The 23,294-nt window shown below is 61.3% G+C and carries 21 protein-coding genes; 20 read left to right on the forward strand and 1 reads right to left on the reverse strand.

Going from position 1 to position 23,294, the window contains the following annotated elements:
* The first annotated feature begins 123 nt into the window (after positions 1–123).
* The 19 genes from LJ655_RS09520 to LJ655_RS09610 all read left to right on the forward strand — a co-directional run bounded on the left by LJ655_RS09520 (position 124) and on the right by LJ655_RS09610 (position 20,269).
* On the forward strand, positions 124–309 hold the full coding sequence (locus LJ655_RS09520) for a hypothetical protein (protein ID WP_230560986.1): 186 nt from the start codon (positions 124–126) through the stop codon (positions 307–309).
* Between the two features lie 49 nt (positions 310–358).
* On the forward strand, positions 359–1,525 hold the full coding sequence (locus LJ655_RS09525) for an ABC transporter substrate-binding protein (protein ID WP_230560987.1): 1,167 nt from the start codon (positions 359–361) through the stop codon (positions 1,523–1,525).
* 227 nt (positions 1,526–1,752) lie between these two features.
* Positions 1,753–2,808, forward strand: coding sequence for a branched-chain amino acid ABC transporter permease (locus tag LJ655_RS09530; protein ID WP_230560988.1), 1,056 nt, complete (start codon positions 1,753–1,755; stop codon positions 2,806–2,808).
* A 4-nt stretch (positions 2,809–2,812) separates the two neighbouring features.
* Entirely contained in the window at positions 2,813–4,606 is a 1,794-nt protein-coding gene (locus LJ655_RS09535) for a branched-chain amino acid ABC transporter ATP-binding protein/permease (RefSeq protein ID WP_230560989.1), read from the forward strand.
* The gene (locus LJ655_RS09540; RefSeq protein ID WP_230561102.1) at positions 4,606–5,382 is read left to right on the forward strand and encodes an ABC transporter ATP-binding protein; all 777 of its coding nucleotides are present in this window, start codon (positions 4,606–4,608) and stop codon (positions 5,380–5,382) included. Before LJ655_RS09535 ends, LJ655_RS09540 begins: the two co-directional genes overlap by 1 nt.
* Before the next feature lie 175 nt (positions 5,383–5,557).
* A complete protein-coding gene (gene mnmG / locus LJ655_RS09545; RefSeq protein WP_230560990.1) occupies positions 5,558–7,516 on the forward strand; it encodes a tRNA uridine-5-carboxymethylaminomethyl(34) synthesis enzyme MnmG in 1,959 nt (652 codons plus the stop codon).
* Positions 7,513–8,196 (forward strand): 16S rRNA (guanine(527)-N(7))-methyltransferase RsmG, encoded by a 684-nt coding sequence (rsmG, locus tag LJ655_RS09550; RefSeq protein WP_230560991.1) that lies wholly within the window; start codon positions 7,513–7,515, stop codon positions 8,194–8,196. The genes mnmG and rsmG overlap by 4 nt, the downstream gene beginning before the upstream one ends.
* A 71-nt stretch (positions 8,197–8,267) precedes the next feature.
* Positions 8,268–9,059: a ParA family protein gene (locus LJ655_RS09555; protein ID WP_230560992.1), complete on the forward strand. Its 792-nt coding sequence runs from the start codon at positions 8,268–8,270 to the stop codon at positions 9,057–9,059.
* An 18-nt stretch (positions 9,060–9,077) separates the two neighbouring features.
* The gene (locus LJ655_RS09560) at positions 9,078–9,965 is read left to right on the forward strand and encodes a ParB/RepB/Spo0J family partition protein (protein ID WP_230560993.1); all 888 of its coding nucleotides are present in this window, start codon (positions 9,078–9,080) and stop codon (positions 9,963–9,965) included.
* Positions 9,966–10,539: 574 nt separating this feature from the next.
* Positions 10,540–11,085, forward strand: coding sequence for an ATP synthase subunit I (locus LJ655_RS09565; RefSeq protein WP_230560994.1), 546 nt, complete (start codon positions 10,540–10,542; stop codon positions 11,083–11,085).
* 165 nt (positions 11,086–11,250) lie between these two features.
* Positions 11,251–12,102, forward strand: a complete 852-nt coding sequence (gene atpB / locus LJ655_RS09570) for a F0F1 ATP synthase subunit A (protein ID WP_230560995.1) — start codon at positions 11,251–11,253, stop codon at positions 12,100–12,102.
* A gap of 80 nt (positions 12,103–12,182) precedes the next feature.
* Complete coding sequence (gene atpE / locus LJ655_RS09575; protein WP_007180033.1) at positions 12,183–12,452, forward strand: F0F1 ATP synthase subunit C; 270 nt, start codon at positions 12,183–12,185, stop codon at positions 12,450–12,452.
* Positions 12,453–12,588: 136 nt separating this feature from the next.
* Positions 12,589–13,059, forward strand: coding sequence for a F0F1 ATP synthase subunit B (locus LJ655_RS09580; protein WP_230560996.1), 471 nt, complete (start codon positions 12,589–12,591; stop codon positions 13,057–13,059).
* Positions 13,060–13,061: 2 nt separating this feature from the next.
* On the forward strand, positions 13,062–13,601 hold the full coding sequence (locus LJ655_RS09585) for a F0F1 ATP synthase subunit delta (protein WP_230560997.1): 540 nt from the start codon (positions 13,062–13,064) through the stop codon (positions 13,599–13,601).
* A 56-nt stretch (positions 13,602–13,657) separates the two neighbouring features.
* The gene (gene atpA / locus LJ655_RS09590) at positions 13,658–15,199 is read left to right on the forward strand and encodes a F0F1 ATP synthase subunit alpha (protein ID WP_230560998.1); all 1,542 of its coding nucleotides are present in this window, start codon (positions 13,658–13,660) and stop codon (positions 15,197–15,199) included.
* A gap of 140 nt (positions 15,200–15,339) precedes the next feature.
* Complete coding sequence (atpG, locus tag LJ655_RS09595) at positions 15,340–16,224, forward strand: F0F1 ATP synthase subunit gamma (RefSeq protein WP_230560999.1); 885 nt, start codon at positions 15,340–15,342, stop codon at positions 16,222–16,224.
* A 102-nt stretch (positions 16,225–16,326) separates the two neighbouring features.
* Positions 16,327–17,721: a F0F1 ATP synthase subunit beta gene (gene atpD / locus LJ655_RS09600; protein WP_230561000.1), complete on the forward strand. Its 1,395-nt coding sequence runs from the start codon at positions 16,327–16,329 to the stop codon at positions 17,719–17,721.
* A 157-nt stretch (positions 17,722–17,878) separates the two neighbouring features.
* Positions 17,879–18,304 (forward strand): F0F1 ATP synthase subunit epsilon, encoded by a 426-nt coding sequence (locus tag LJ655_RS09605; RefSeq protein ID WP_230561001.1) that lies wholly within the window; start codon positions 17,879–17,881, stop codon positions 18,302–18,304.
* A 234-nt stretch (positions 18,305–18,538) separates the two neighbouring features.
* Positions 18,539–20,269, forward strand: coding sequence for an AMP-binding protein (locus LJ655_RS09610; RefSeq protein ID WP_230561002.1), 1,731 nt, complete (start codon positions 18,539–18,541; stop codon positions 20,267–20,269).
* Between the two features lie 829 nt (positions 20,270–21,098).
* Here the strand turns inward: LJ655_RS09610 and LJ655_RS09615 are convergent.
* Positions 21,099–21,890, reverse strand: a complete 792-nt coding sequence (locus LJ655_RS09615) for a transporter substrate-binding domain-containing protein (RefSeq protein WP_230561003.1) — start codon at positions 21,888–21,890, stop codon at positions 21,099–21,101.
* Between the two features lie 285 nt (positions 21,891–22,175).
* Between LJ655_RS09615 and hemE the strand changes: the two genes are divergently transcribed.
* A complete protein-coding gene (gene hemE / locus LJ655_RS09620) occupies positions 22,176–23,276 on the forward strand; it encodes a uroporphyrinogen decarboxylase (protein ID WP_230561004.1) in 1,101 nt (366 codons plus the stop codon).
* Positions 23,277–23,294 lie beyond the last annotated feature (18 nt).

Consider the following 23,294-nt stretch of genomic DNA (forward strand, 5'->3'; position numbering starts at 1 on the left):
TGCTAGTTGTGACTGCTTAGGCGGTCGTTTAATCTTCACCCAGTTCTGATGCACCACGAATTTGCAGGTGGAGAACGAGGAGACAATTGAGGCACTAAGTGCCCAGAACAAAGCGCTGTTGGATTGATATCCAACAGCGCTTTTTCATTTGCGCTTTCGAATTTCTTCAGCGCAATTTCCGCTGATCCGCAAGTCATTCTTATTGTCCGCAACGCGCTGCATTTAAACGTCACAGGTCTGCTGGCTGCTTGCGGCGCGGCGCTTGCGTCCGCTAAACTCGCCGTCACCAGCCGCTGGGTCGGCAATTGAATCCGTGGATTTAGTTGCAGTTCAATAATGGGGTTAATAGAGGAGCAGGATGAAGTCGACATTGCGATGGATCAGCGCGGCAGTGGTCGCCACCGGAGTTTCGACTGCATGGAGCGGTCATGCATTCGCGGACGTGAAAATCGGTGTGACCGTGTCGGCAACAGGGCCAGCCGCCTCGCTCGGGATTCCGGAAAAGAACACGATTGCGCTGCTGCCGAAAGAAGTAGCGGGCCAGAAAGTCGACTACATCGTCCTCGACGACGCGACCGACTCCACCCAGGCGGTCAAGAACACCCGCAAGCTCACTAGCGAAGATCACGTCGATGCGCTGATTGGCTCGACCGTCGTGCCTAACTCGCTTGCCATGATCGACGTCGCCGCCGAAACCTCTACGCCAATGCTCTCGTTGGCCGCCGCCGCGGGCATCGTCGAACCGATGGACGCGAAGCGCGCATGGGTCTTCAAGACGCCGCAAAACGACATCCTCATGGCTACCGCGATCGCGCAGCACATGGCGAATCACGGTGTGAAAACAGTCGCGTTCATTGGCTTTTCCGATGCGTACGGGGAAAGCTGGTTCAAGGAATTCAGCAAGGCGGCTGAGCTCGCGAAGATCAAGATCGTCGCGAACGAGCGCTTTGCACGCAACGATGCATCGGTCACGGGCCAGGTGCTGAAGATCATGTCGCAGAACCCGGACGCGGTGCTGATCGCGGGCGCGGGCACGCCGGCCGCGCTGCCGCAGAAAACGCTGAAGGAGCGCGGCTACAAGGGCAAGTACTATCAGACGCACGGCGTCGCGAACAACGATTTTCTGCGCGTGTGCGGCAAAGATTGCGACGGCACGTGGCTGCCCGCCGGCCCGCTGCTGGTCGCCGAGCAACTGCCTGATGCGAATCCCGTGAAGAAGAGCGCGCTGGCGTACAAGCACGCGTATGAAACCGCGTATGGCGCGGGCTCGGTGTCGACGTTCGGCGGTCACGCATGGGACGCGGGCCTGCTGCTGCAGCAGGCGATCCCGCTCGCATTGAAGAAGGGCCAGCCCGGCACGCCGGCATTCCGCGAGGCTCTGCGCGCTGCGCTCGAAGGCACGAAGGATCTTTCCGCGTCGCACGGCATCTTCAACATGAGCGCGAACGACCACGCCGGTCTCGATCAGCGGGCGCGCGTGATGGTGCAGATCGTCGATGGCAAGTGGAAGCTGACCGGCGACTGAGCGAAGGCGCTGCGCCACGGGACCTCATCGAAAAAGACGCGTGCAGTTGACGCGTCTTTTTTATTGCCCGCGCAGGGCGCGCGCGGCGCGCAAAAATGTGGTTTCGCTGCTTCGGGACAAACCTGCATTTGGCGCACGCTGTCTTTTACAGGTGGGCGGCTTCTCGAGCCGCGCCGTCACGACTGTTTCCGGTTTTTTTCGTTTTCGACGCTTCAGGATGAGGAAGTATGGATCTATCAATTGCGGCGATCCTCGCGCAGGACGGCATCACGACCGGCGCGATCTATGCGCTGCTTGCGCTTGCGCTGGTGCTGGTGTTTTCCGTGACGCGGGTGATCTTCATCCCGCAAGGGGAGTTCGTTTCGTATGGCGCGTTGACACTCGCCGCACTTCAGACGCAGAAGTTTCCGGCTACGTGCTGGCTGTTGATGGCGATGGGCGCTGCATGTTTCGTCGTCGAGACGGCGGCCGTGTTACGGCATGCGCAGCGACGCCGTCATGCGGCAACTACGCTGCCGGTGCTGGCAGGGAAGTACCTGCTGTTTCCGATTGCGGTCTACGCGCTCACGCGCGGCATCTTTTTGCAACCGCTGCCGATGATCGTGCAGATCGCGCTGACGCTGCTGATCGTGATTCCGATGGGACCGTTCGTTTATCGGCTCGCGTACGAGCCGATCGCCGAGGCGACCACGCTGCTGCTGTTGATCGTCGCGGTGGCGGTTCATTTCGCGATGGTCGGTCTCGGCCTCGTGATGTTCGGCGCGGAGGGCTCGCGCACGAACGGTTTTTCCGATGCGACGTTCAACGTCGGTACTCTGTCGGTCTCCGGACAGAGCTTGTGGGTGATCGGCACGGCCGTCGTGCTGATTGGCGCGCTGTACCTGTACTTCGATCGTTCGATCTCTGGCAAGGCATTGCGTGCAACCTCGGTGAACCGGCTCGGCGCGCGGCTCGTCGGCATCGGCACGACGCAGGCGGGGCGTCTTGCTTTCACGCTGGCGGCGGGGCTCGGCGCACTGTGCGGCGTCCTCGTCGCACCGCTCACGACGATCTACTACGACTCAGGCTTCCTGATCGGGTTGAAGGGCTTCGTTGGCGCGATCATCGGCGGTCTGGTCAGCTATCCGCTCGCGGCGGCCGGATCGGTCCTGGTGGGTCTGCTGGAGTCGTATTCGTCGTTTTGGGCCAGCGCTTATAAGGAAGTGATCGTGTTCACGCTGATCATCCCGGTGCTGCTGTGGCGCAGTCTTGCGAGCCCGCACGCCGAAGAGGAAGAGGAGTGACGCGATGCAGCCGATTATGCAAAGGAAGTTCTTCTGGTTGTTCCTCATCGTCCTGTTCGCGCTACCGGTGCTGCCGCAACCGCTTCATGTGCCCGAGTACTGGGTCACGCTGCTCAACTACATCGGCCTGTATTCGATCGTTGCGATCGGCCTCGTGCTGTTGACCGGTATCGGTGGCATGACGAGCTTCGGGCAGGCCGCGTTCGTCGGCATCGGCGCCTATGCGACCGCGTATCTGACGACGAACTTCGGCGTGTCGCCGTGGCTCGCGCTGATCGCTGGTGTCATCGTCACCGCGCTGATCGCGCTGATGCTCGGTCTCGTGACGATGCGTCTGTCGGGCCATTTTCTGCCGCTCGGCACGATTGCGTGGGGGCTCGCGCTGTTTTACCTGTTCGGCAATCTGGACATGCTTGGCAAGTACGACGGCATCAACGGCATCCCGGCGTTGAATGTTTTTGGGATAAACCTCGAGTCTGGCCGCCATATCTATTACCTGATCTGGGTGGTCGTGCTCGGGGCAGTCGTCTCTGTTCAGAATCTGCTTAATAGCCGGCCCGGCCGCGCGATTCGCGCGCTGCGCGGCGGTGGCCTGATGGCGGAGTCGATGGGTGTCGACACTGGCTGGATGCGCGTCGTGATCTTCGTCTATGCGGCGATGCTCGCATCTGTGTCGGGCTTTCTGTACGCGCACTTGCAGCGCGCGGTGAATCCCACGCCATTCGGGCTGAATCACGGCATCGAGTTTCTGTTCATGGCAGTGGTGGGCGGCGTTTCGCACGTCTGGGGCGCGGTGCTCGGCGCGGCGATTCTGACCGTGCTGCAGGACTATCTACAGACGCTGCTGCCGAAACTGCTCGGCGAGAACGGGAACTTCGAGGTGATCGTGTTCGGCGTCCTCATGGTGCTGCTGCTGCAGTACGCGCGACAGGGCGTGTGGCCGTTCTTCGCGCGCTTCTTCCCGCGCGGCCCGCGGGCGCATCTCGCGGATCATGCGGATCATGCGGAGTCTCTGCCGCAGCGCAACAAGCCGGAGACGGGCGAAAGCCTGCTGACGGTGAACAAGGCGCGCAAGCAGTTCGGCGGCCTCATCGCGGTGAACGATGTGAGCTTCGAGGTCAAAGCAGGGCAGATCATCGGGCTGATCGGGCCGAACGGCGCCGGGAAGTCGACGACGTTCAATCTCGTGACGGGCGTGCTTCAGGCGACGAGTGGCGAGATCACGTTCCGTGGCGAGCGCATCGATGCGTTGAATTCACGTGAAATCGTCAAGCGGGGTATCGGACGGACGTTCCAGCATGTGAAGCTGCTGCCGGGCATGAGCGTGCTCGAGAACGTCGCAATCGGCGCGCATCTGCGCGGGCACGCGGGCGTGTGGCGCAGCGTCGTGCGGCTGAATGGCGCGGAAGAGGCGCGGCTCATGGCCGAAGCGGCGCGGCAGATTCGCCGCGTCGGGCTCGAACAGCATATGTATGACGAAGCGGGCAGCCTCGCGCTCGGGCAGCAGCGAATTCTCGAAATTGCGCGCGCGCTGTGCTGCGATCCGACTCTGCTATTGCTCGACGAGCCAGCGGCCGGTTTGCGCTATCAGGAGAAACTGCAGCTTGCCGACCTGCTGCGCCGGCTGAAGGCGGAGGGGATGAGCGTACTGCTCGTCGAACACGACATGGATTTCGTGATGAATCTGACGGACCGGCTCGTGGTCATGGAATTCGGCACACGGATCGCCGAAGGTCTGCCACAGGAAGTGCAGCAGGATCCGGCGGTGCTCGAAGCATATCTGGGCGGGGTGGAATGATGGAAGACGGGACGACGATCGGTGTAGCGTCGGCGGGGCCAATTCTCGAAGTGAACCACTTGTCGGTCCGCTATGGCAAGGTCGAGGCGCTGCACAATGCGGCGATCAAGGTACGAGCGGGACAGATCGTCTCGGTGATCGGCCCGAATGGGGCTGGAAAATCGACATTGCTGAATGCGATCATGGGCGCGTTGCCGGTCTCCGGTCAAGCGAAGGGCGCGATTACCTATCGGGACGAAGACGTCAGCGCGATGCCGGTCGAAAAACGGGTCGCGCTCGGTATGTGCCTGGTGCCCGAGAAGCGTGAGCTGTTCGCGTCGATGACGGTCGAAGATAATCTGCTGCTTGGCGCCTACCGTCGCAAGCGGGCAGGGGAGCGCAATTTTCTCGATCAGATGGAACCGGTGTTCGAGCTATTTCCGCGACTGAAGGAGCGGCGCAAGCAAGCGGCCGGCACGCTGTCCGGTGGCGAGCGGCAGATGCTGGCGGTCGGACGCGCATTGATGGGCAAGCCCGACCTGCTGATGCTCGACGAACCGAGCCTCGGTCTCGCGCCGCTGATCGTCAAGGAAATCTTTCACATCATTAGCGCGCTACGGCAGACGGGCGTCGCGACGCTGCTGGTCGAGCAGAATGCGCGCGCTGCGTTGCAGATATCGGACTACGGTTACGTGCTCGAAACTGGCGAACTGGCACTGGAAGGACAGGCGATTGATCTGGCGCAGAATCCACGTGTGATCGAAACCTATCTCGGTCTGGCTAAAAAGGTCGCGTAAGCCTGCCTTTTTTTCGCGGCTCCCGCTCTCTTCAAGCGGTGTGTTTCACGTGAAACACACCGCTTTTTTATTGTTTCGCCAATCGGACGAAATTCGGGCCGAAACCGAACCCGTTATAATTCGGCCATACATTTCCTTTGAAGGCTCACGCGACGTTCTGACGTGAGATCCCGCGATGCTTTTTCCCACAGAATTTGACGTAATCGTCGTCGGCGGCGGTCATGCCGGCACCGAGGCCGCTTTGGCGTCGGCGCGCATGGGCAATAAAACGCTGCTTTTGACCCATAACATCGAGACTCTCGGGCAGATGAGCTGCAATCCGTCGATCGGCGGTATTGGCAAAGGCCATCTAGTCAAGGAAGTCGACGCGCTCGGTGGCGCCATGGCGGCCGCGACCGACGAAAGCGGCATCCAGTTCCGGATTCTAAATTCCTCGAAAGGACCAGCGGTTCGCGCGACACGGGCTCAGGCTGACCGGTTGCTGTACAAGGCGGCGATCCGTCATCGTCTGGAGAATCAGCCGAATCTGTGGCTGTTCCAGCAGGCCGTGGACGATCTGATGGTCGAGGGTGATCGGGTCGTCGGCGCCGTCACGCAAGTAGGCATTCGTTTCCGCTCGCGCGCGGTGGTGCTGACGGCCGGGACGTTCCTCGATGGCAAGATTCACGTTGGCTTGAACAACTACACTGGCGGCCGCGCCGGTGACCCGGCAGCGGTTTCGCTGTCGGCGCGGCTAAAAGAACTGAAGCTGCCGCAAGGGCGTCTGAAAACCGGCACACCGCCGCGCATCGATGGCCGCACGATCGACTATTCCCAGCTCGAAGAGCAGCCGGGCGATCTTGATCCGGTGCCGGTGTTCTCGTTCCTCGGCCGCGTGGAGCAGCACCCGCGCCAGGTGCCGTGCTGGGTCACGCATACGAATCAACGCACGCACGACATCATCCGCGGTGGTCTCGATCGTTCGCCGATGTATACGGGCGTGATCGAAGGGGTGGGGCCGCGCTATTGCCCGTCGATCGAGGACAAGATTCACCGGTTTGCGTCGAAGGAATCGCACCAGATCTATCTCGAACCCGAAGGGCTGACGACTAACGAGTTCTATCCGAACGGAATCTCGACGAGCCTGCCGTTCGACGTGCAGCTTGAGCTGGTGCGTTCGATGCGCGGCCTTGAGCATGCGCATATTTTGCGGCCCGGTTATGCGATCGAATACGACTATTTCGATCCGCGCGGGCTCAAGGCATCGCTGGAAACCAAGGTGATCAGTGGGTTGTTCTTTGCCGGTCAGATCAACGGCACGACCGGCTACGAAGAGGCGGCAGCACAAGGCGTTCTAGCCGGTATCAACGCCGGTCTGTTTGTGCAAGGCAGGCAGGCGTGGTGCCCGCGCCGCGATCAGGCTTATCTCGGCGTGCTGGTCGACGACCTGGTCACGCGCGGTGTGTCAGAGCCGTATCGAATGTTTACGAGCCGTGCCGAATATCGTCTGAGCCTGCGCGAAGACAACGCCGATATGCGTCTGACGGAGATCGGCCGCGAACTAGGTGTGGTCGATGACGCCCGGTGGGACGCGTTCAGCCGCAAGCGCGACGCTGTTTCACGTGAAACACAGCGCCTGCGCTCAACGTGGGTCAATCCCAAGACGTTATCCGCCGACGAAGCGACGACCTTGCTCGGTAAGCCGATCGACCACGAATACAGCCTCGCGGACCTGCTGCGCCGTCCAGGCGTCAGCTACGACGGCGTCTGCGGACTGCGCGATGGCGCCTGCGGCGCACCTGAAGCGCTGGCTGAAGATCCAGTGCTGCTCGCGCAGATCAAGGAACAGATCGAAATCGGCGTCAAATATCAGGGTTACATCGACCGGCAGGCAGATGAGATCGAGCGCAACGAGGCGCAGGAGAACACCCGTCTGCCGGAAGGGCTCGACTACACCGAGGTGCGCGGGCTGTCGTTCGAAGCCCGCCAGAAGCTGATGCAGTTCCGGCCGGAAACGATTGGACAGGCATCACGGATTTCGGGCATCACGCCGGCCGCTATCTCGCTGCTGATGGTTCATCTGAAGCGCGGGCTGGGGCGTCGTCCGCCGAAAGCCGCCGAACCGGGCGCCGACAGCACGCCGGTGGTGCAATGACGACAGCGCAGAGGGGGTTCGACCAGCAGGTGCTGGCGTCGTTGCTCGCGGACGGTGTCCGTGAGCTCGGCCTCGATCTGGCCGACGAGCAGCAGCGCAAGCTGCTCGATTATGTCGCGCTGCTCGCAAAGTGGAACAACGTCTACAACCTGACAGCGATCCGCGATCCGCGACAGATGCTGGTCCAGCACATCCTCGATTCGCTGTCGATCGTGCCGCATCTGGCGCCGCGCGGGCCATCGTCCGTGCTCGACGTCGGGTCGGGCGGCGGCCTGCCGGGGATCGTGCTCGCGATCGTGCTGCCCGATTGGACCATCACCACGAACGATATCGTTCACAAAAAGACCGCCTTCCAGGCACAGGCGAAGGCCGAGCTGGGCCTCGCGAACCTTTCGGTCGTGACCGGCCGCGTGGAGACGCTGCGGCCTGGCGCCGAAGTACCGGCAAAGTTCGACGTAATCGTCTCGCGTGCATTCGCAGAACTCGCGGATTTCGTTACACTGGCCCGTCATCTGGTTGCGAATCAGGGGGCGATCTGGGCGATGAAGGGTGTGCGGCCCGATGGCGAAATCGGGCGGCTGCCTGCGGGCAACCACGTCGAACAGATCATCAGGCTGAACGTGCCGTCGCTTGACGCTGAGCGGCATCTGATCGAGGTGCGGGTGGACGCCGCAAGCTGACGGTCGATCTGGCCTCAAAGCACCCCCAACGATCTTCACTTCATCCAAGCAGCAATAGGGACACACCAACGATGGCAAAAATCTTCTGCGTTGCGAACCAGAAGGGCGGCGTCGGCAAAACGACCACCACAGTCAATCTGGCCGCGAGCCTGGCAGCGCAGGGACAGCGAGTCCTTCTTATCGATCTGGACCCGCAGGGCAACGCCACGATGGGCAGCGGTATCGACAAGGGCGAGTGTGCGAACACGGTCTACGAGGTGCTCGTCGACAACGTCTCGGTGGCCGATGCGCGTGTGCGGCCGGAGGCGGTCGGCTACGACGTGGTGCCCGCGAACCGCGAGCTTGCGGGCGCAGAGGTGGAACTCGTGAGCATGCAGCATCGAGAGCGTCAGCTGAAGACGGCGCTCTCGGCGGTCGTAGGCGAATACGATTTCGTACTGATAGATTGCCCGCCCGCTTTGTCGCTGCTGACGCTCAACGGACTGTGCGCCGCCCACGGCGTCGTAATTCCGATGCAGTGCGAATACTTCGCGCTAGAGGGGCTGTCCGACCTCGTCAACACGATCAAGCAGGTCCACGCGAACCTGAATCGCGACCTGAAGGTGATCGGTCTGCTGCGCGTGATGTTCGACCCGCGCATCACGTTGCAACAGCAAGTTTCGGATCAATTGAAAGAGCATTTCGGCGACAAGGTGTTCGATGCGGTGATTCCACGTAACGTGCGATTGGCCGAGGCACCCAGCTACGGCCTGCCTGGCGTGGTGTTTGACAGAGCGTCGCGCGGCGCGCAGGCGTACGTGCAGTTCGGCGCTGAAATGATTGAGCGGGTGCGCGCCCTGAGCGACGCGCACCAGGCATCCTAAGCGGATCGAGGAAGCACGATGAATGCAGTAGCAAGAAAGAAGGGACTAGGCCGCGGTCTCGAGGCATTGCTGGGCGGCACCGCGGATATCACCGAGGCGGTAGTGATCGATGGTGCGCCGAACGTGTTGCCGCTCGCCAAGATGCAGGCGGGTAAATATCAGCCGCGCACGCGCATGGACGAAGGCGCGCTCCAGGAACTCGCGGCGAGCATCCGTGCGCAGGGACTGATGCAGCCGATTCTGGTGCGTCCGATCGCGACGGATCGCTACGAGATTATCGCGGGCGAGCGACGCTTTCGCGCGGCGCGAATCGCGGGCCTCGAGGAGGTACCGGTGCTCGTGAAGGACGTGCCCGATCAGGCCGCCGCTGCGATGGCACTGATCGAAAACATTCAGCGCGAGGATCTGAATCCTCTCGAAGAGGCGCAGGGCATCCAGCGTCTGCTCGACGAGTTCAATTTCACCCACGAGCAGGCCGCGGAGTCGGTGGGCCGTTCGCGTAGCGCGGTGTCGAATCTGCTACGTCTGCTTAACCTCGCGACGCCGGTTCAGACGATGCTGCTCGCCGGCGATCTGGACATGGGTCACGCTCGTGCGCTGCTCGCCGTCGATGCTGCGACGCAGATCACCTTGGCCAACCAGGTCGTGAACAAGCGCTTGTCCGTGCGCGAGACCGAAAAGCTGGTCGCGATGACCACGAAGGTAACGCCGGCGGTCAAGGCGCGCGCGAATCCTGATGGCGGCCGTGACACGCGACGGCTGGAAGAGGAACTGTCGGACCTGCTGTCGGCGACGGTGAAAATCAAGCTCGGCCGACGCGGCCGCGGCCAGGTGTTGGTCGACTTCGGCGATCTCGATGCGCTGGAAGGCATTCTGGTTCGCTTGCGCGGGAGCGCGAACGTCTGAGCGCAGCTGCGCTCGACAGGGAAGGGGGACGAACGACGGACGGCCTGTGCATGAACAGCGCCGCGAGTCGGCGTACCCTCGTGCGCGCGATTGCCGTGGATTCCTAAATAACCGACGGGAAGTTAATAAGGAATCCTAGTCTCGAGCGGCGCGGTATTGGGGCGGTAATCATGCTTACGGGCCGCTATCACAAAGCCGCTTGATCATCATTGAATTCACGGCCCTGATGATTCAGGTCAGTCGGCGATCTCTCCTGTTCACTCCTTGGAAAAGTGGCATTTGTTGCATTTTCGAGACGTCCGCCGCAGCGTCGAAACGGTCTGCCGGCGAGCTTCGATCCGGGTCATGCGCTTCACGGAATTTGCCGCCCCCCGTCCACCTTACATTTGACGTCTTTTGCGTCGTTAGCACAGGTTTTACCGCATGGTGAAGGCACGTTTCACGCCGTTATAGCCCGGCCTAAAGTCTTGAATTGCCTGCAACTATCGCTTACAATCGCCCGGATTTAATTGCACGGCAACCCCGTAAGCGCTGCGTAAACGCGCGGGCTGAACGAGACTTTCGGAACACTGCGATGGCGGTCAAAATGTCGAATCTGTCGCCAGAGAGTGGTGACGACAGACACCGCGCTGAACGCTCCGCTCCTGATACGTCCGGCAGTCGGCAGTTCGACCCGGCTGAAGCGTGGAATGACGTGCAGGAAGATAACAATATTGTTCCGCTCACGCGGGCCGAGGCGGAAAAGCTGTTTGGTCCCGGCGTGGGTCGTCCATCGCGTGTGACGCCGTTCAGGGTCGTCGCGGCGCAAATGGTTTTGTCCCTGGTCGCAACGCTCTTGTGGTGGCTGTTCTACAGGCCGCCCGGCGCTGCTGCGCTGTCCGCGTTCCTGGGGGGAGCGATCTGCTGGGTGCCGGGCGCGTTGTTCGCGGCACGACTGAAAACGCAGGGTGGCACCGAGACCGTGATGAGCTGGATGATCGGTGAAGCACTCAAGATGGGGACAACGATTGCGATGTTCGTCGCAATCGCCTTCTGGTATCACGACGTACGCTGGATTCCGCTGCTCGTGACCTACCTCGTCGCGTTGAAGACTTACTGGATTGCCTTGGCGTGGCGCTAAGGTAGCAGCAAAAAAAATAGCAGCAAAAAGAATTTAAGGCCGGCGCGTGGCGCCGGCACGGGTGTGCGGACGAGACAGGACCCGCACCCGGCGCGTTCCCGCGAGAGCGTATTTCGGCGGGAGCGGCCTCAGACGATTTTCGACAATTTGGGTGGCTTTAACGATATGGCAGCTAGCGAAGGCACGCGCGCAATGGATCCGTCCGAGTACATCGCGCACCACTTGCAGAACTTTTCCACCGCGCATCAGACGTCGATTTTCGACATCCACGTGTGGAATCTCGACACCCTTTTCTGGTCGATCCTGTGCGGCCTCGTCACGATCTTCGTGCTGCGTCTGGCAGCCCGCAAGGCGACGTCCGGCGTGCCGGGCCGTTTCCAGTGCGCGATCGAAATGCTGGTCGAAATGGTCGAGGATCAATCGAAGGCGATGATCCACGGCTCGCGCACCTTCATCGCGCCGCTCGCGCTGACTGTGTTCGTCTGGGTCGCGCTGATGAACTCGCTCGACTTCGTTCCCGTCGACCTGCCGGGCCGCCTGATCGGCTGGCTGGGTCTCTCTGAAGTCATCCCGCACCACCGCCTTGTGCCGACCGCCGACCTGAACGGCACGATCGGCATCGCGCTTGGCGTGTTCGTGCTGATGATTTATTACAATTTCAAGATCAAGGGCGCCGGTGGCTTCGTGCACGAACTGCTGTCCGCTCCGTTCGGCGCGCATCCCCTGCTGTGGATCCCGAACCTGGCACTGAACATCATCGAGTTCGTCGCGAAGACGGTCTCGCTCGGCATGCGGCTGTTCGGCAACATGTACGCGGGCGAACTGTTGTTCCTGCTGATTGCCCTGCTCGGCAGTCTCTGGAGCTTCGGCGCGGACACGACGGTGCTTGGCTTCATCGGCCACGTGGTCGCCGGCACAGTGTGGTCAATCTTCCACATCCTGATCGTTCTGCTGCAGGCGTTCATTTTCATGATGCTGACGCTGGTGTACATCGGCCAGGCACACGACGCGCACTGAGCTGCGCAGTCGACAAAGAATCGTAGTTTTTAAATCCCAGTTCCAACCAGTTCTAAAAGACTTTTCACAAAGGAGTGATCATGCAAGCTTTCATCGCCAACATCCAGGGTCTGACCGCCATCGGTATCGGCATCATCATCGGCCTGGGTGCTATCGGCGCCTGTATCGGTATCGGTCTGATGGGCGGCAAGTACATCGAAGCGTGCGCCCGCCAACCGGAACTGATGAACCCGCTGCAAACCAAGATGTTCCTGCTGGCTGGTCTGATCGATGCGGCGTTCCTGATTGGCGTTGGTGTGGCAATGCTGTTTGCGTTCGCGAACCCGCTGCTCTCGAAGCTGGCAGGCTGAGGTTCCTCGGAGGTTTGCGCCTGAGCTATAACAGGTAAAGGCGCAGGGCGGAACGGGTACTGGGGCGCTGATCGAGCAGAATCGATGAGCGCCTTGCCGTTTCACTTTCCGAACTAGCAACGTTTAAGGAAGCACCGTGAATCTCAACGCAACCCTGTTTGCGCAAATGGTCGTGTTCCTGATCCTCGCGTGGTTCACGATGAAATTCGTGTGGCCGCCGCTGATCAACGCCATCGACGAGCGCGCGAAGAAGATCGCCGACGGTCTGTCCGCCGCGGAAAAGGGCAAGCAGGAACTCGAAGCCGCTCACAAGCGCGTCGACCAGGAACTCGCTCAGGCTCGCAACGACGGCCAGCAACGCATCGCCGACGCTGAAAAGCGTGCTGTCGCAGTCGCCGACGAAATCAAGGCTCAGGCGCAGGCGGAAGCCGCCCGCATCATCGCGCAGGCGAAGGCCGACGCGGATCAGCAAGTCGTGAAGGCGCGCGAAGCACTGCGCGGCGAAGTCGCCGCACTCGCTGTGAAGGGCGCTGAACAGATCCTGAAGCGCGAAGTCGACCAGGCAGCGCACGCTGACCTGCTGAATCAACTGAAAGCCGAGCTCTGATCATGGCCGAACTAGCAACCATCGCCCGTCCGTACGCGGAAGCGCTGTTTGGCGTGGCCGAAGCTGGTGACATCGCCGCCTGGTCCACGCTCGTGCAGGAGTTGGCGCAGGTTGCGCGTCTGCCCGAAGTGCTGTCGATCGCCTCGAGCCCGAAAGTGAGCCGCGCCCAGGTCAGCGATCTGCTGCTGGCTGCGGTCCGCTCCCCGCTCAAGGACAACGCGCAAGCGAAGAATCTGGTGCAGATGCTGGTGGACAACCATCGCCTGCAGTTGCTGCCGGAAATCGCCTCGCAGTTCGAAGAGTTGAAGAACGCCCGCGAAGGGGCGGCAGATGTGCTGATCGTCAGCGCATTTCCGCTCGAAGGTGCGCAGTTGAACGAACTCGTCGCAAGCCTCGAACGCAAGTTCAAGCGTAAGCTGAAGCCGACGGTCGAAGTCGATCAGTCGCTGATCGGCGGCGTACGCGTGACGGTCGGCGACGAAGTGCTCGATACCTCGGTCCGCGCGCGGCTCGCCAGCATGCACACGGCCCTGACGGCCTAAAGCGCCTCGCGCTTTAGCGGCTGGCACGCAACAGAATTGACTATCAGGAGCGAATAATGCAACTCAATCCCTCTGAGATCAGCGAGCTGATCAAGAGTCGGATCCAGGGCCTTGAAGCGAGCGCAGACGTTCGCAACCAGGGCACCGTGATCTCCGTGACCGACGGTATCGTGCGTATCCACGGCCTGTCGGAAGTGATGCAGGGCGAAATGCTCGAATTCCCGGGTAACACCTTCGGTCTCGCACTGAACCTCGAGCGCGACTCGGTCGGTGCCGTGATTCTGGGTGAGTACGAGCACATTTCGGAAGGCGACATCGTCAAGACGACGGGCCGCATTCTCGAAGTGCCGGTGGGTCCGGAGCTGCTCGGCCGCGTGGTCGACGCGCTCGGCAACCCGATCGATGGCAAGGGCCCGCTCAACGCGAAGCTGACCGATGCAATCGAAAAGATTGCACCGGGCGTGATCTGGCGTAAGTCGGTTTCGGAACCGGTCCAGACCGGTCTGAAGTCGATCGACTCGATGGTGCCGATCGGCCGTGGCCAGCGTGAGCTGATCATCGGCGACCGTCAGTGCGGCAAGACGGCAGTCGCAGTCGACGCGATCATCAACCAGAAGGGCAAGAACCTCGTCTGTATCTACGTCGCGATCGGCCAGAAAGCATCGTCGATCATGAACGTGGTGCGCAAGCTCGAAGAATCGGGCGCGCTCGAATACACGATCGTCGTGGCCGCTTCGGCTTCGGACTCGGCTGCGATGCAATACCTCGCACCGTACGCCGGCTGCACGATGGGCGAATACTTCCGCGATCGCGGCCAGGACGCGCTGATCGTTTATGACGACTTGACCAAGCAGGCCTGGGCATACCGTCAGATCTCGCTGCTGCTGCGCCGCCCGCCGGGCCGCGAAGCTTACCCGGGCGATGTGTTCTATCTGCACTCGCGGCTGCTCGAGCGTGCTGCTCGCGTCTCGGAAGAGTACGTCGAGAAGTTCACCAACGGCGAAGTGAAGGGCAAGAGCGGCTCGCTGACGGCACTGCCGGTCATCGAAACGCAGGCAGGCGACGTGACGGCATTCGTTCCGACGAACGTGATCTCGATTACCGACGGCCAGATCTTCCTCGAAACTGACCTCTTCAACGCAGGTATCCGCCCGGCAATTAACGCTGGCGTGTCGGTGTCGCGTGTGGGTGGTGCGGCCCAGACGAAGGTCGTGAAGAAGCTGTCGGGCGGTATCCGTACCGACCTCGCACAGTACCGTGAACTCGCTGCATTCGCGCAGTTCGCGTCGGACCTCGATGAAGCGACCCGCAAGCAGCTCGAGCGCGGCCGCCGCGTGACGGAACTGCTCAAGCAGCCGCAGTATCAGCCGCTGCAAGTGTGGGAACTGGCTGTCTCGCTGTTCGCGGCGAACAATGGCTATCTCGACGACCTCGAAGTTGCTCAGGTCCTGCCGTTCGAGAAGGGCCTGCGCGACTCCCTGAAGTCGAGCCATGCTGACCTGGTCAAGCGCATCGAAGATACCAAGGAACTCTCGAAGGACGACGAAGGCCTGCTGCACACGGCCGTCAAAGACTTCAAGAAGTCCGGCGCTTATTGATCCGCGAGTGATCCGCAAGGCATAAGCGGACCTTGAAGCGGCGCGGGCCGCATGCGAATGCTCCCGCGCTGTTTTGGCCGCTTTGCATGGGACCCGGGTAAGCGCTGAAGCGCTAACTCGGGCCGACAAAGGAGCAAGCAATGGCTGGAATGAAGGAAATTCGCGGCAAGATCAAGAGCGTGCAAAACACGCGAAAGATCACGAAAGCGATGGAGATGGTGGCCGCATCGAAGATGCGCCGCGCTCAGGAGCGCATGCGCGCTGCTCGCCCGTATGCCGACAAGGTCCGCGATATCGCTGCACACATGAGCTGTGCCAACCCGGAGTATCGTCACCCGTTCATGGTGTCGAACGAAGGCGCGAAATCGGCCGGTTTCATCCTCGTCACGACTGATAAAGGTCTGTGCGGCGGGATGAACACCAACGTGCTGCGCGCGTCGCTGCAGAAGTTCAAGGAACTGGAAGGCCAGGGCAAGACGATCGAGGCAACTGCGATTGGCAGCAAGGGTCTGGGCTTTTTGAACCGTCTGCAGGCGAGGGTCGTGTCGAACGTCGTACAGTTGGGCGATACGCCGCATCTGGAAAAACTGATCGGCGCCGTCAAGGTGCAGCTCGACCTGTACTCGGAAGGCAAGGTCTCGGCGGTGTACCTCGCGTACACGCGCTTCGTCAACACGATGAAGCAGGAGCCGGTGATCGAGCAGTTGCTGCCGTTGTCGGCGGACCAGTTCGAGCGCAAGGAAGAAGACGGTACGACCCCGAGCACACAGTGGGACTACATCTACGAGCCGGATGCGCAGGCAGTGGTGGACGAACTGCTGGTGCGTTATGTCGAAGCGCTGGTCTATCAGGCCGTCGCGGAAAACATGGCGTCGGAACAATCGGCCCGCATGGTCGCGATGAAGGCCGCTTCGGACAACGCGAAGACGGTCATCAACGATCTGCAGCTCAAGTACAACAAGAGCCGCCAGGCCGCGATCACAAAAGAACTGTCGGAAATCGTCGGTGGAGCGGCGGCGGTCTGACCCCGGTCAGGCAGCTCGCTTCGTGTGCGCCCGCAGCGGCGCACCCATCGGAGAAACTGCGCCTTTGCGCGAGTGAAGAATTGAGTATCTAAAGGAAAAGCGATGAGTACTACTGCTTTGGTAGAAGGCAAGATCGTACAGTGCATCGGCGCGGTGATCGACGTGGAATTTCCGCGTGAATCCATGCCGAAGATCTACGACGCGCTCATTCTCGAAGGTTCGGAGCTGACGCTCGAAGTCCAGCAGCAGCTGGGCGACGGCGTGGTCCGTACCATCTGTCTGGGTGCTTCGGACGGTCTGCGCCGCGGCACGATCGTGAAGAACACGGGTAACCCGATCAGCGTGCCGGTCGGCAAGCCGACCCTCGGCCGAATCATGGACGTGCTGGGCCGTCCGATCGACGAAGCGGGCCCGATCTCCAGCGAAACCAAGCGTGCGATTCACCAGAAGGCTCCGGCGTTCGACGAACTGTCGCCGTCGACCGAACTGCTCGAAACTGGCATCAAGGTTATCGACCTGATCTGCCCGTTCGCGAAGGGCGGCAAGGTGGGTCTGTTCGGTGGCGCCGGCGTGGGCAAGACCGTGAACATGATGGAACTGATCAACAACATCGCGAAGGAGCACGGTGGTTACTCCGTGTTCGCCGGTGTGGGCGAGCGTACCCGCGAAGGGAACGACTTCTATCATGAAATGAAGGACTCGAACGTTCTCGACAAGGTCGCGCTGGTGTACGGCCAGATGAACGAGCCGCCGGGCAACCGTCTGCGTGTCGCGCTGACCGGCCTGACGATGGCCGAGCACTTCCGTGACGAAGGCCTCGACGTGCTGTTCTTCGTCGACAACATCTACCGTTTCACGCTGGCCGGTACGGAAGTGTCGGCACTGCTTGGCCGTATGCCGTCGGCAGTGGGCTATCAGCCGACGCTGGCTGAAGAAATGGGCAAGCTGCAAGAGCGGATTACGTCGACCAAGACTGGCTCGATCACGTCGGTGCAGGCGGTCTACGTCCCTGCAGACGACTTGACCGACCCGTCGCCGGCGACGACCTTCGGTCACCTCGACGCAACCGTCGTGCTGTCGCGTGACATCGCTTCGCTCGGTATCTACCCGGCCGTGGACCCGCTCGATTCGACCTCGCGTCAGATCGACCCGAACGTGATCGGCGAAGAGCACTACACGATTACGCGCGGCGTGCAGCAAACGCTGCAGCGCTACAAGGAACTGCGCGACATCATCGCGATTCTGGGCATGGACGAACTTGCGCCGGAAGACAAGCTGGCTGTCGCGCGCGCTCGTAAGATCCAGCGCTTCCTGTCGCAGCCGTTCCACGTCGCTGAAGTGTTCACGGGTTCGCCGGGCAAGTACGTGCCGCTGAAGGAAACGATCCGTGGCTTCAAGATGATCGTCGAAGGCGAGTGCGACCACCTGCCGGAACAGGCGTTCTACATGGTCGGCACGATCGACGAAGCCTTTGAAAAGGCCAAGAAGATCCAGTAAAGGTCGGGTGTAACGAAGCGGGCGCGGGCCTCGCGCGTGCCGGTACGGTTGATGTATCGATACGCAAAGCCCGCGCTTGTCATTACGATCAACCCGCCTTGCATGGGACGAGAGTGAGCGCTTGACCGCTCACTCTCGTCGACAGGAGTCGACACATATGGCAACCATTAAAGTAGACGTCGTCAGCGCCGAAGAGGAAATCTTCTCGGGCCAGGCAAAGTTCGTCGCGCTGCCGGGCGAAGCGGGCGAACTCGGCATTCTGCCGGGTCACACGCCGCTCATCACGCGGATCCGTCCGGGTGCGGTGCGCATCGAAGTCGAAAACGGCGAAGAAGAGTTTGTATTCGTCGCCGGCGGCATCCTCGAAGTCCAGCCGGGCGCAGTGACGGTCCTCGCCGACACGGCGATTCGCGGCAAGGATCTCGACGAAGCCAAGGCCGAAGACGCACGCAAGCGTGCGCAAGAGGCGCTGCAGAACACGGGCTCGAACCTCGAGTACGCGACCGCTCAGGCGGAACTCGCGTATGCGACGGCACAGCTCGCGGCAATCCAGCGTTTGCGCAAGCTGCGCGGCCAGCACTGAAGCAGTACGAAGCAGAAAAAAGCAGCCCGCGCGGCTGCTTTTTTTAATATTTAATTGACGTTTACGTAAAGGTCGTAAGAATCTGCAGCGTCGGACAGAAACGGCGGCTCCCGGCGGCCCGCACGCTGCGCTGCGGCGCTGCGGGTAACACTTGATGCCGGCTGGATTCGCGTCGGTGCACAATCGATTTCAAATTCATTTCAATCGAGCGCCTGCGCTCACGGAGACAACACCATGGCAACGCATAGCTCGGGCGAAGGTGCGCTCATCGAACCGGCGGATGGACTGTCGTACGTACGCGGGTCGACTGAAAATCCGTTGAGCGAAGCGACCGTCGGCGAGTTCCTGCGTGACACGGCCGCGCGCTTTCCAGACCGGCCGGCCGTGGTGTTTCGCGAACAGCGCATCCGCTGGACGTGGCGAGAGTTCGCGCAAGAAGTGGATGTGCTCGCTTCCGGACTGCTTGCTCTCGGTATCGCGAAGGGCGACCGCGTCGGCATCTGGTCCCCCAACCGCGTCGAGTGGCTCCTGACGCAGTTCGCGACCGCGCGTATCGGCGCGATCCTCGTCAACATCAATCCGGCCTACCGGCTTGCGGAACTCGAATATGCGCTGAACAAGGTGGGATGCAAGGCGATCATCAGTGCCGAGCGCTTCAAGACGTCGATGTACCTCGAGATGTTGCGGGAACTCGCGCCCGAACTGGCGACTCAGGCGCCGGGCGAGCTGCATGCCGCGCGGCTGCCAGAGCTACGGTATGTGATCCGCATGGGCGACACTGAATCGCCGGGGATGCTGAGTTTTTCCGACGTGATCGAGCGCGGGCGTGCGTCGCTCGATGTCGCGCGGCTCGATGCAATCGGTACGACACTGTCGTGCCGGGAGCCGATCAACATCCAGTTTACGAGCGGCACGACGGGCAATCCGAAGGGCGCGACGCTCACGCACCATAACGTTGTAAATAACGCGCGCTATATCGCGATGGCGATGCGGCTCAGCGAGCAGGACAGCCTGTGCATTCCGGTGCCGCTGTATCACTGCTTCGGCATGGTGCTGTCGGTGCTCGCATGCGTGTCGGTCGGGGCGAACATGGTGTTTCCCGGTGAGGGCTTCGATCCCGCGGCGACGCTGGCGGCGGCCGCTGAGGAAAAATGTACCGCGCTGCACGGCGTGCCGACGATGTTCATCGCCGAACTCGACCATCCGGCCTTTGCCTCATACGACCTCTCGCGACTGCGCACCGGCATCATGGCCGGTTCGCCGTGTCCGATCGAGACAATGAAGAAGGTCGTCTCGAAAATGCATCTGAGCGAGATCACGATTGCCTATGGCATGACGGAGACGAGCCCGGTGTCGTTCCAAAGTTCGACGAGCGATCCGCTCGACAAGCGCACGACGACCGTCGGGCGCATCCAGCCGCATCTGGAAGTGAAAATCGTCGATCCGCTCGGTAACGTCGTGCCGGTCGGCGAAACCGGTGAGCTATGCACGCGCGGTTATTCCGTGATGCTCGGCTATTGGAACGACGACGCGAAGACGCGCGAGAGCATCGTCGATGGCTGGATGCACACGGGGGATCTGGCGACGCTCGACGCGCAAGGATACTGCAACATCGTCGGCCGCCTGAAGGACATGCTGATTCGCGGCGGCGAAAACGTCTATCCGCGCGAAATCGAGGAGTTTTTGTTCCGTCACCCGAAGATCCAGAGCGTGCAGGTATTCGGCGTACCGGATAACAAGTACGGCGAGGAAGTATGTGCGTGGATCGTGCTGCGTGCGGGCGAACGGGCGACGGCCGAAGAAATTCAGCAGTTCTGCCAGGGACAGATCGCGCACTACAAGGTGCCGCGATACATCCGCTTCGTCGACGAACTGCCCATGACCGTGACCGGCAAGGTGCAGAAATTCGTGATGCGCGAACGGATGATTGGCGAACTGAAGCTCAGGGAAGACAAGACGGCATGAGCTTGCCCCGGCGCACTGCCCATCGGGGGCGAACGGGAAGCGGGGCGCACAAACCGACGTTGCGCGGCCGTTGTCTCGTAGCGCGCAAACGTTTGACCAGACGAAAAAAAAGCGGGCCTGGAGCCCGCTAAAAACCACACGCTACGGGGTTAGCGCGAGGAGACCAAAGATGGGACGGATATCACGACGACCCTGCGTCGACTACGGCCCCAACAGAGATGCCCCTTCACAGGGCTTCGGCATCCGCCGACCGGCAAGTGCATCGCATCCGCTCACACCACGCACCCGGCCACATCCGTGTTGAAACCGTTGAGGGCATTGTGGGCGAATTAACTTAGGAACGCGGTAACAAAGTGTTTCAGGTTGTAACGCCCGCCAGATAAGGCTCTCCGGGATTTATTGCCAAAAATAACAAATCAAAAAGTAAGTATTACCGATGCCCCCGCAGCAAATTCATGCGCATGTTTGATGCCATTCCCGACGCATATTGCGGCGGAAATCGCGCCGCGATTCCGCATGCAATCGTTGCATGGGCACCTTTCGAGCGATGAATTCCCGTTGTTACAACAGTCGCGACTCCGGCCCGAAATACGGCGCAGTTCGGTGACGACCCGTGTTGCAATGCGAGCAGGCAAACCTCGAGCCATAGCGCACAAAAAAGGCCAACGACACCGCCATAACGTGAGTCTGGTTCGATGTCTCGGGTCGATGGCATCGCCGTTGGTTACATCCGCCTGCTGCCCCTGCACGAAAACATCAGGCTTTCGGCGGCTGCTGGCGCCGTGTCGCAACGCCTTAGCCGCCGACAGGCGCAATGGTCGCGCCGTCTTCACTTCAACCACTTATCGGAAATGGCTTGATACTCCCCGGTGGCTCGCGCGAGATGCAGCCATTGATCGACGTATTGCTGAAACGCGACGTCGCCGCGCGGCAGCAGCCATGCTTTCTCCCCGTACTGGAACGGCTTGTCGGGATGGACCGAGCACAAGCCCGGATTGAGCTTCTGCTGCAGCAGCGTTTCCGACGCATCCGTGACCATGACGTCGGCATTGCCGGAGAGGATCTGCCTGAAAATCGTCACGTTGTCCGGATACACGGTCACGTTTGCGTGCGCGAAATACTGTTTCGCGAACTTCTCGTTGGTCCCGCCCGGATTGACGATCACTCGCGTGCCAGGTTGATCGATTTGCGCGACCGTCTGATATTTGTTGACGTCGCCACAGCGGACGATCGGCGTTTTCCCGTCGATCATGTAAGCCTGCGTGAAGAACGCGTGCTTCTGGCGCTCGAGCGTCGGCGACACGCCGCCAATACCGATGTCGCACTTCGCGATGAAATCGTTCATCAGGTTCGACCATGAAGTCTTGACGAACTCGACCTTCACGCCGAGCGACTTCGCGAGCGATTCCGCCATGTCGATGTCGATACCTTCGAACTGGCCGTCCCCCTTGTAAAACGAGTACGGCTTGTAGTCGCCGGTCGTGCAGGCGCGCAACGTTCCGCGGCTGATGATGTCGTCGAGCCTTGATGGCGCCGCCGTAGCGTTTTGCGCGCTGGCCACCCCGGCGTGCATCACGACGCCGGCGAGCGCGCCGAGCATTGCGAGTGCTGCCTTCTTCATCGAGTCTCCCTGTGTGCAATTGGTTGGCAAAGCTGTCGGATGGTAGCTTGGCAGCGCGGGCTTGAATATTGGCCGTTCAGCCAGGGCGAGCCGGGCAGCGGGCGACAGCTAGCCCCGACGCGTGCACGCACAGGCCGCTGGCCGCTCATCCAGGCACGCCCGGCTGGCTCTGCACCTGCTTCCCGAGACGCGTCGTCGCCACGATGAGTACTCCGCCGTGCGCGATGTCCTGAGTCGCGTCCGGTAAAATGCTCTTTTGCCCTTGGCTCTTCAGTCGCAAGCAACGTGGCCCATCAACTTCTGAACGACACTTTCCTGCGCGCGCTGCTGCGCCAGCCGACCGACTACACGCCGATCTGGCTGATGCGGCAGGCCGGCCGCTATCTGCCGGAATACAACGCCACGCGCGCTCGCGCGGGCAGTTTCCTCGGCCTCGCGAAGAACCCGGCGTTCGCGACTGAAGTTACATTGCAACCGCTCGATCGCTATCCGCTCGACGCCGCGATCCTGTTCTCCGACATCCTGACCGTGCCCGACGCGATGGGCCTCGGACTCGAGTTCGTCAACGGTGAGGGGCCGAGATTCGCCCATCCGGTGCGTACCGAAGACGACGTCGCGCGCCTCGCGGTGCCCGACATCGACGCCGCACTGCGCTATGTGACCGACGCCGCGCGCGAAATCCGCTCGGCGCTGAAGGACGCCCAAGGCCGCCAGCGCGTGCCGCTGATCGGGTTCTCAGGCAGTCCGTGGACGCTCGCGTGCTACATGGTCGAAGGCGGCGGCTCGGCGGACTTTCGCACTGTCAAATCGATGCTGTATGCGCGTCCCGATCTGCTCCAGCGAATTCTTGAGATCAACGCGCGCTCGGTCGCCGCATATCTGAACGCGCAGATCGAAGCCGGCGCGCAGGCCGTGATGATTTTCGACACGTGGGGCGGTGCGCTTGCCGACGGCATCTATCAGCGCTTTTCATTGCGCTACATCGAGCAGGTGGTCAGCCAGCTGAAACGCGAGCACGACGGTATAAAAGTGCCAGTGATCGCTTTCACCAAGGGCGGCGGGCTGTGGCTCGACGACATCGCGGCAAGCGGGGTCGACGCGGTGGGCCTGGATTGGACCGTGAACCTGGGCAAGGCGCGCGAGCGTGTCGGGGGCAAGGTGGCGCTTCAGGGCAATATCGATCCATGCGTGCTGTTTGCGCCCCCTTCCGCTATCCGCATGGAAGCGCGCGCGGTGCTCGACAGCTTCGGCAATCATCCTGGACATGTTTTCAATCTCGGCCACGGCATTTCGCAGTTCACGCCGCCGGAGCACGTCGCCGAACTGATCGACGAAGTGCATCGTCACAGCCGTGCTATTCGTAGCGGTGCGCATATCCCTGCGTGAAGCCTTAATCGTTACGGT

Origin of the sequence: Paraburkholderia translucens, assembly GCF_020881035.1 — a bacterium.
Taxonomy (GTDB): domain Bacteria; phylum Pseudomonadota; class Gammaproteobacteria; order Burkholderiales; family Burkholderiaceae; genus Paraburkholderia; species Paraburkholderia translucens.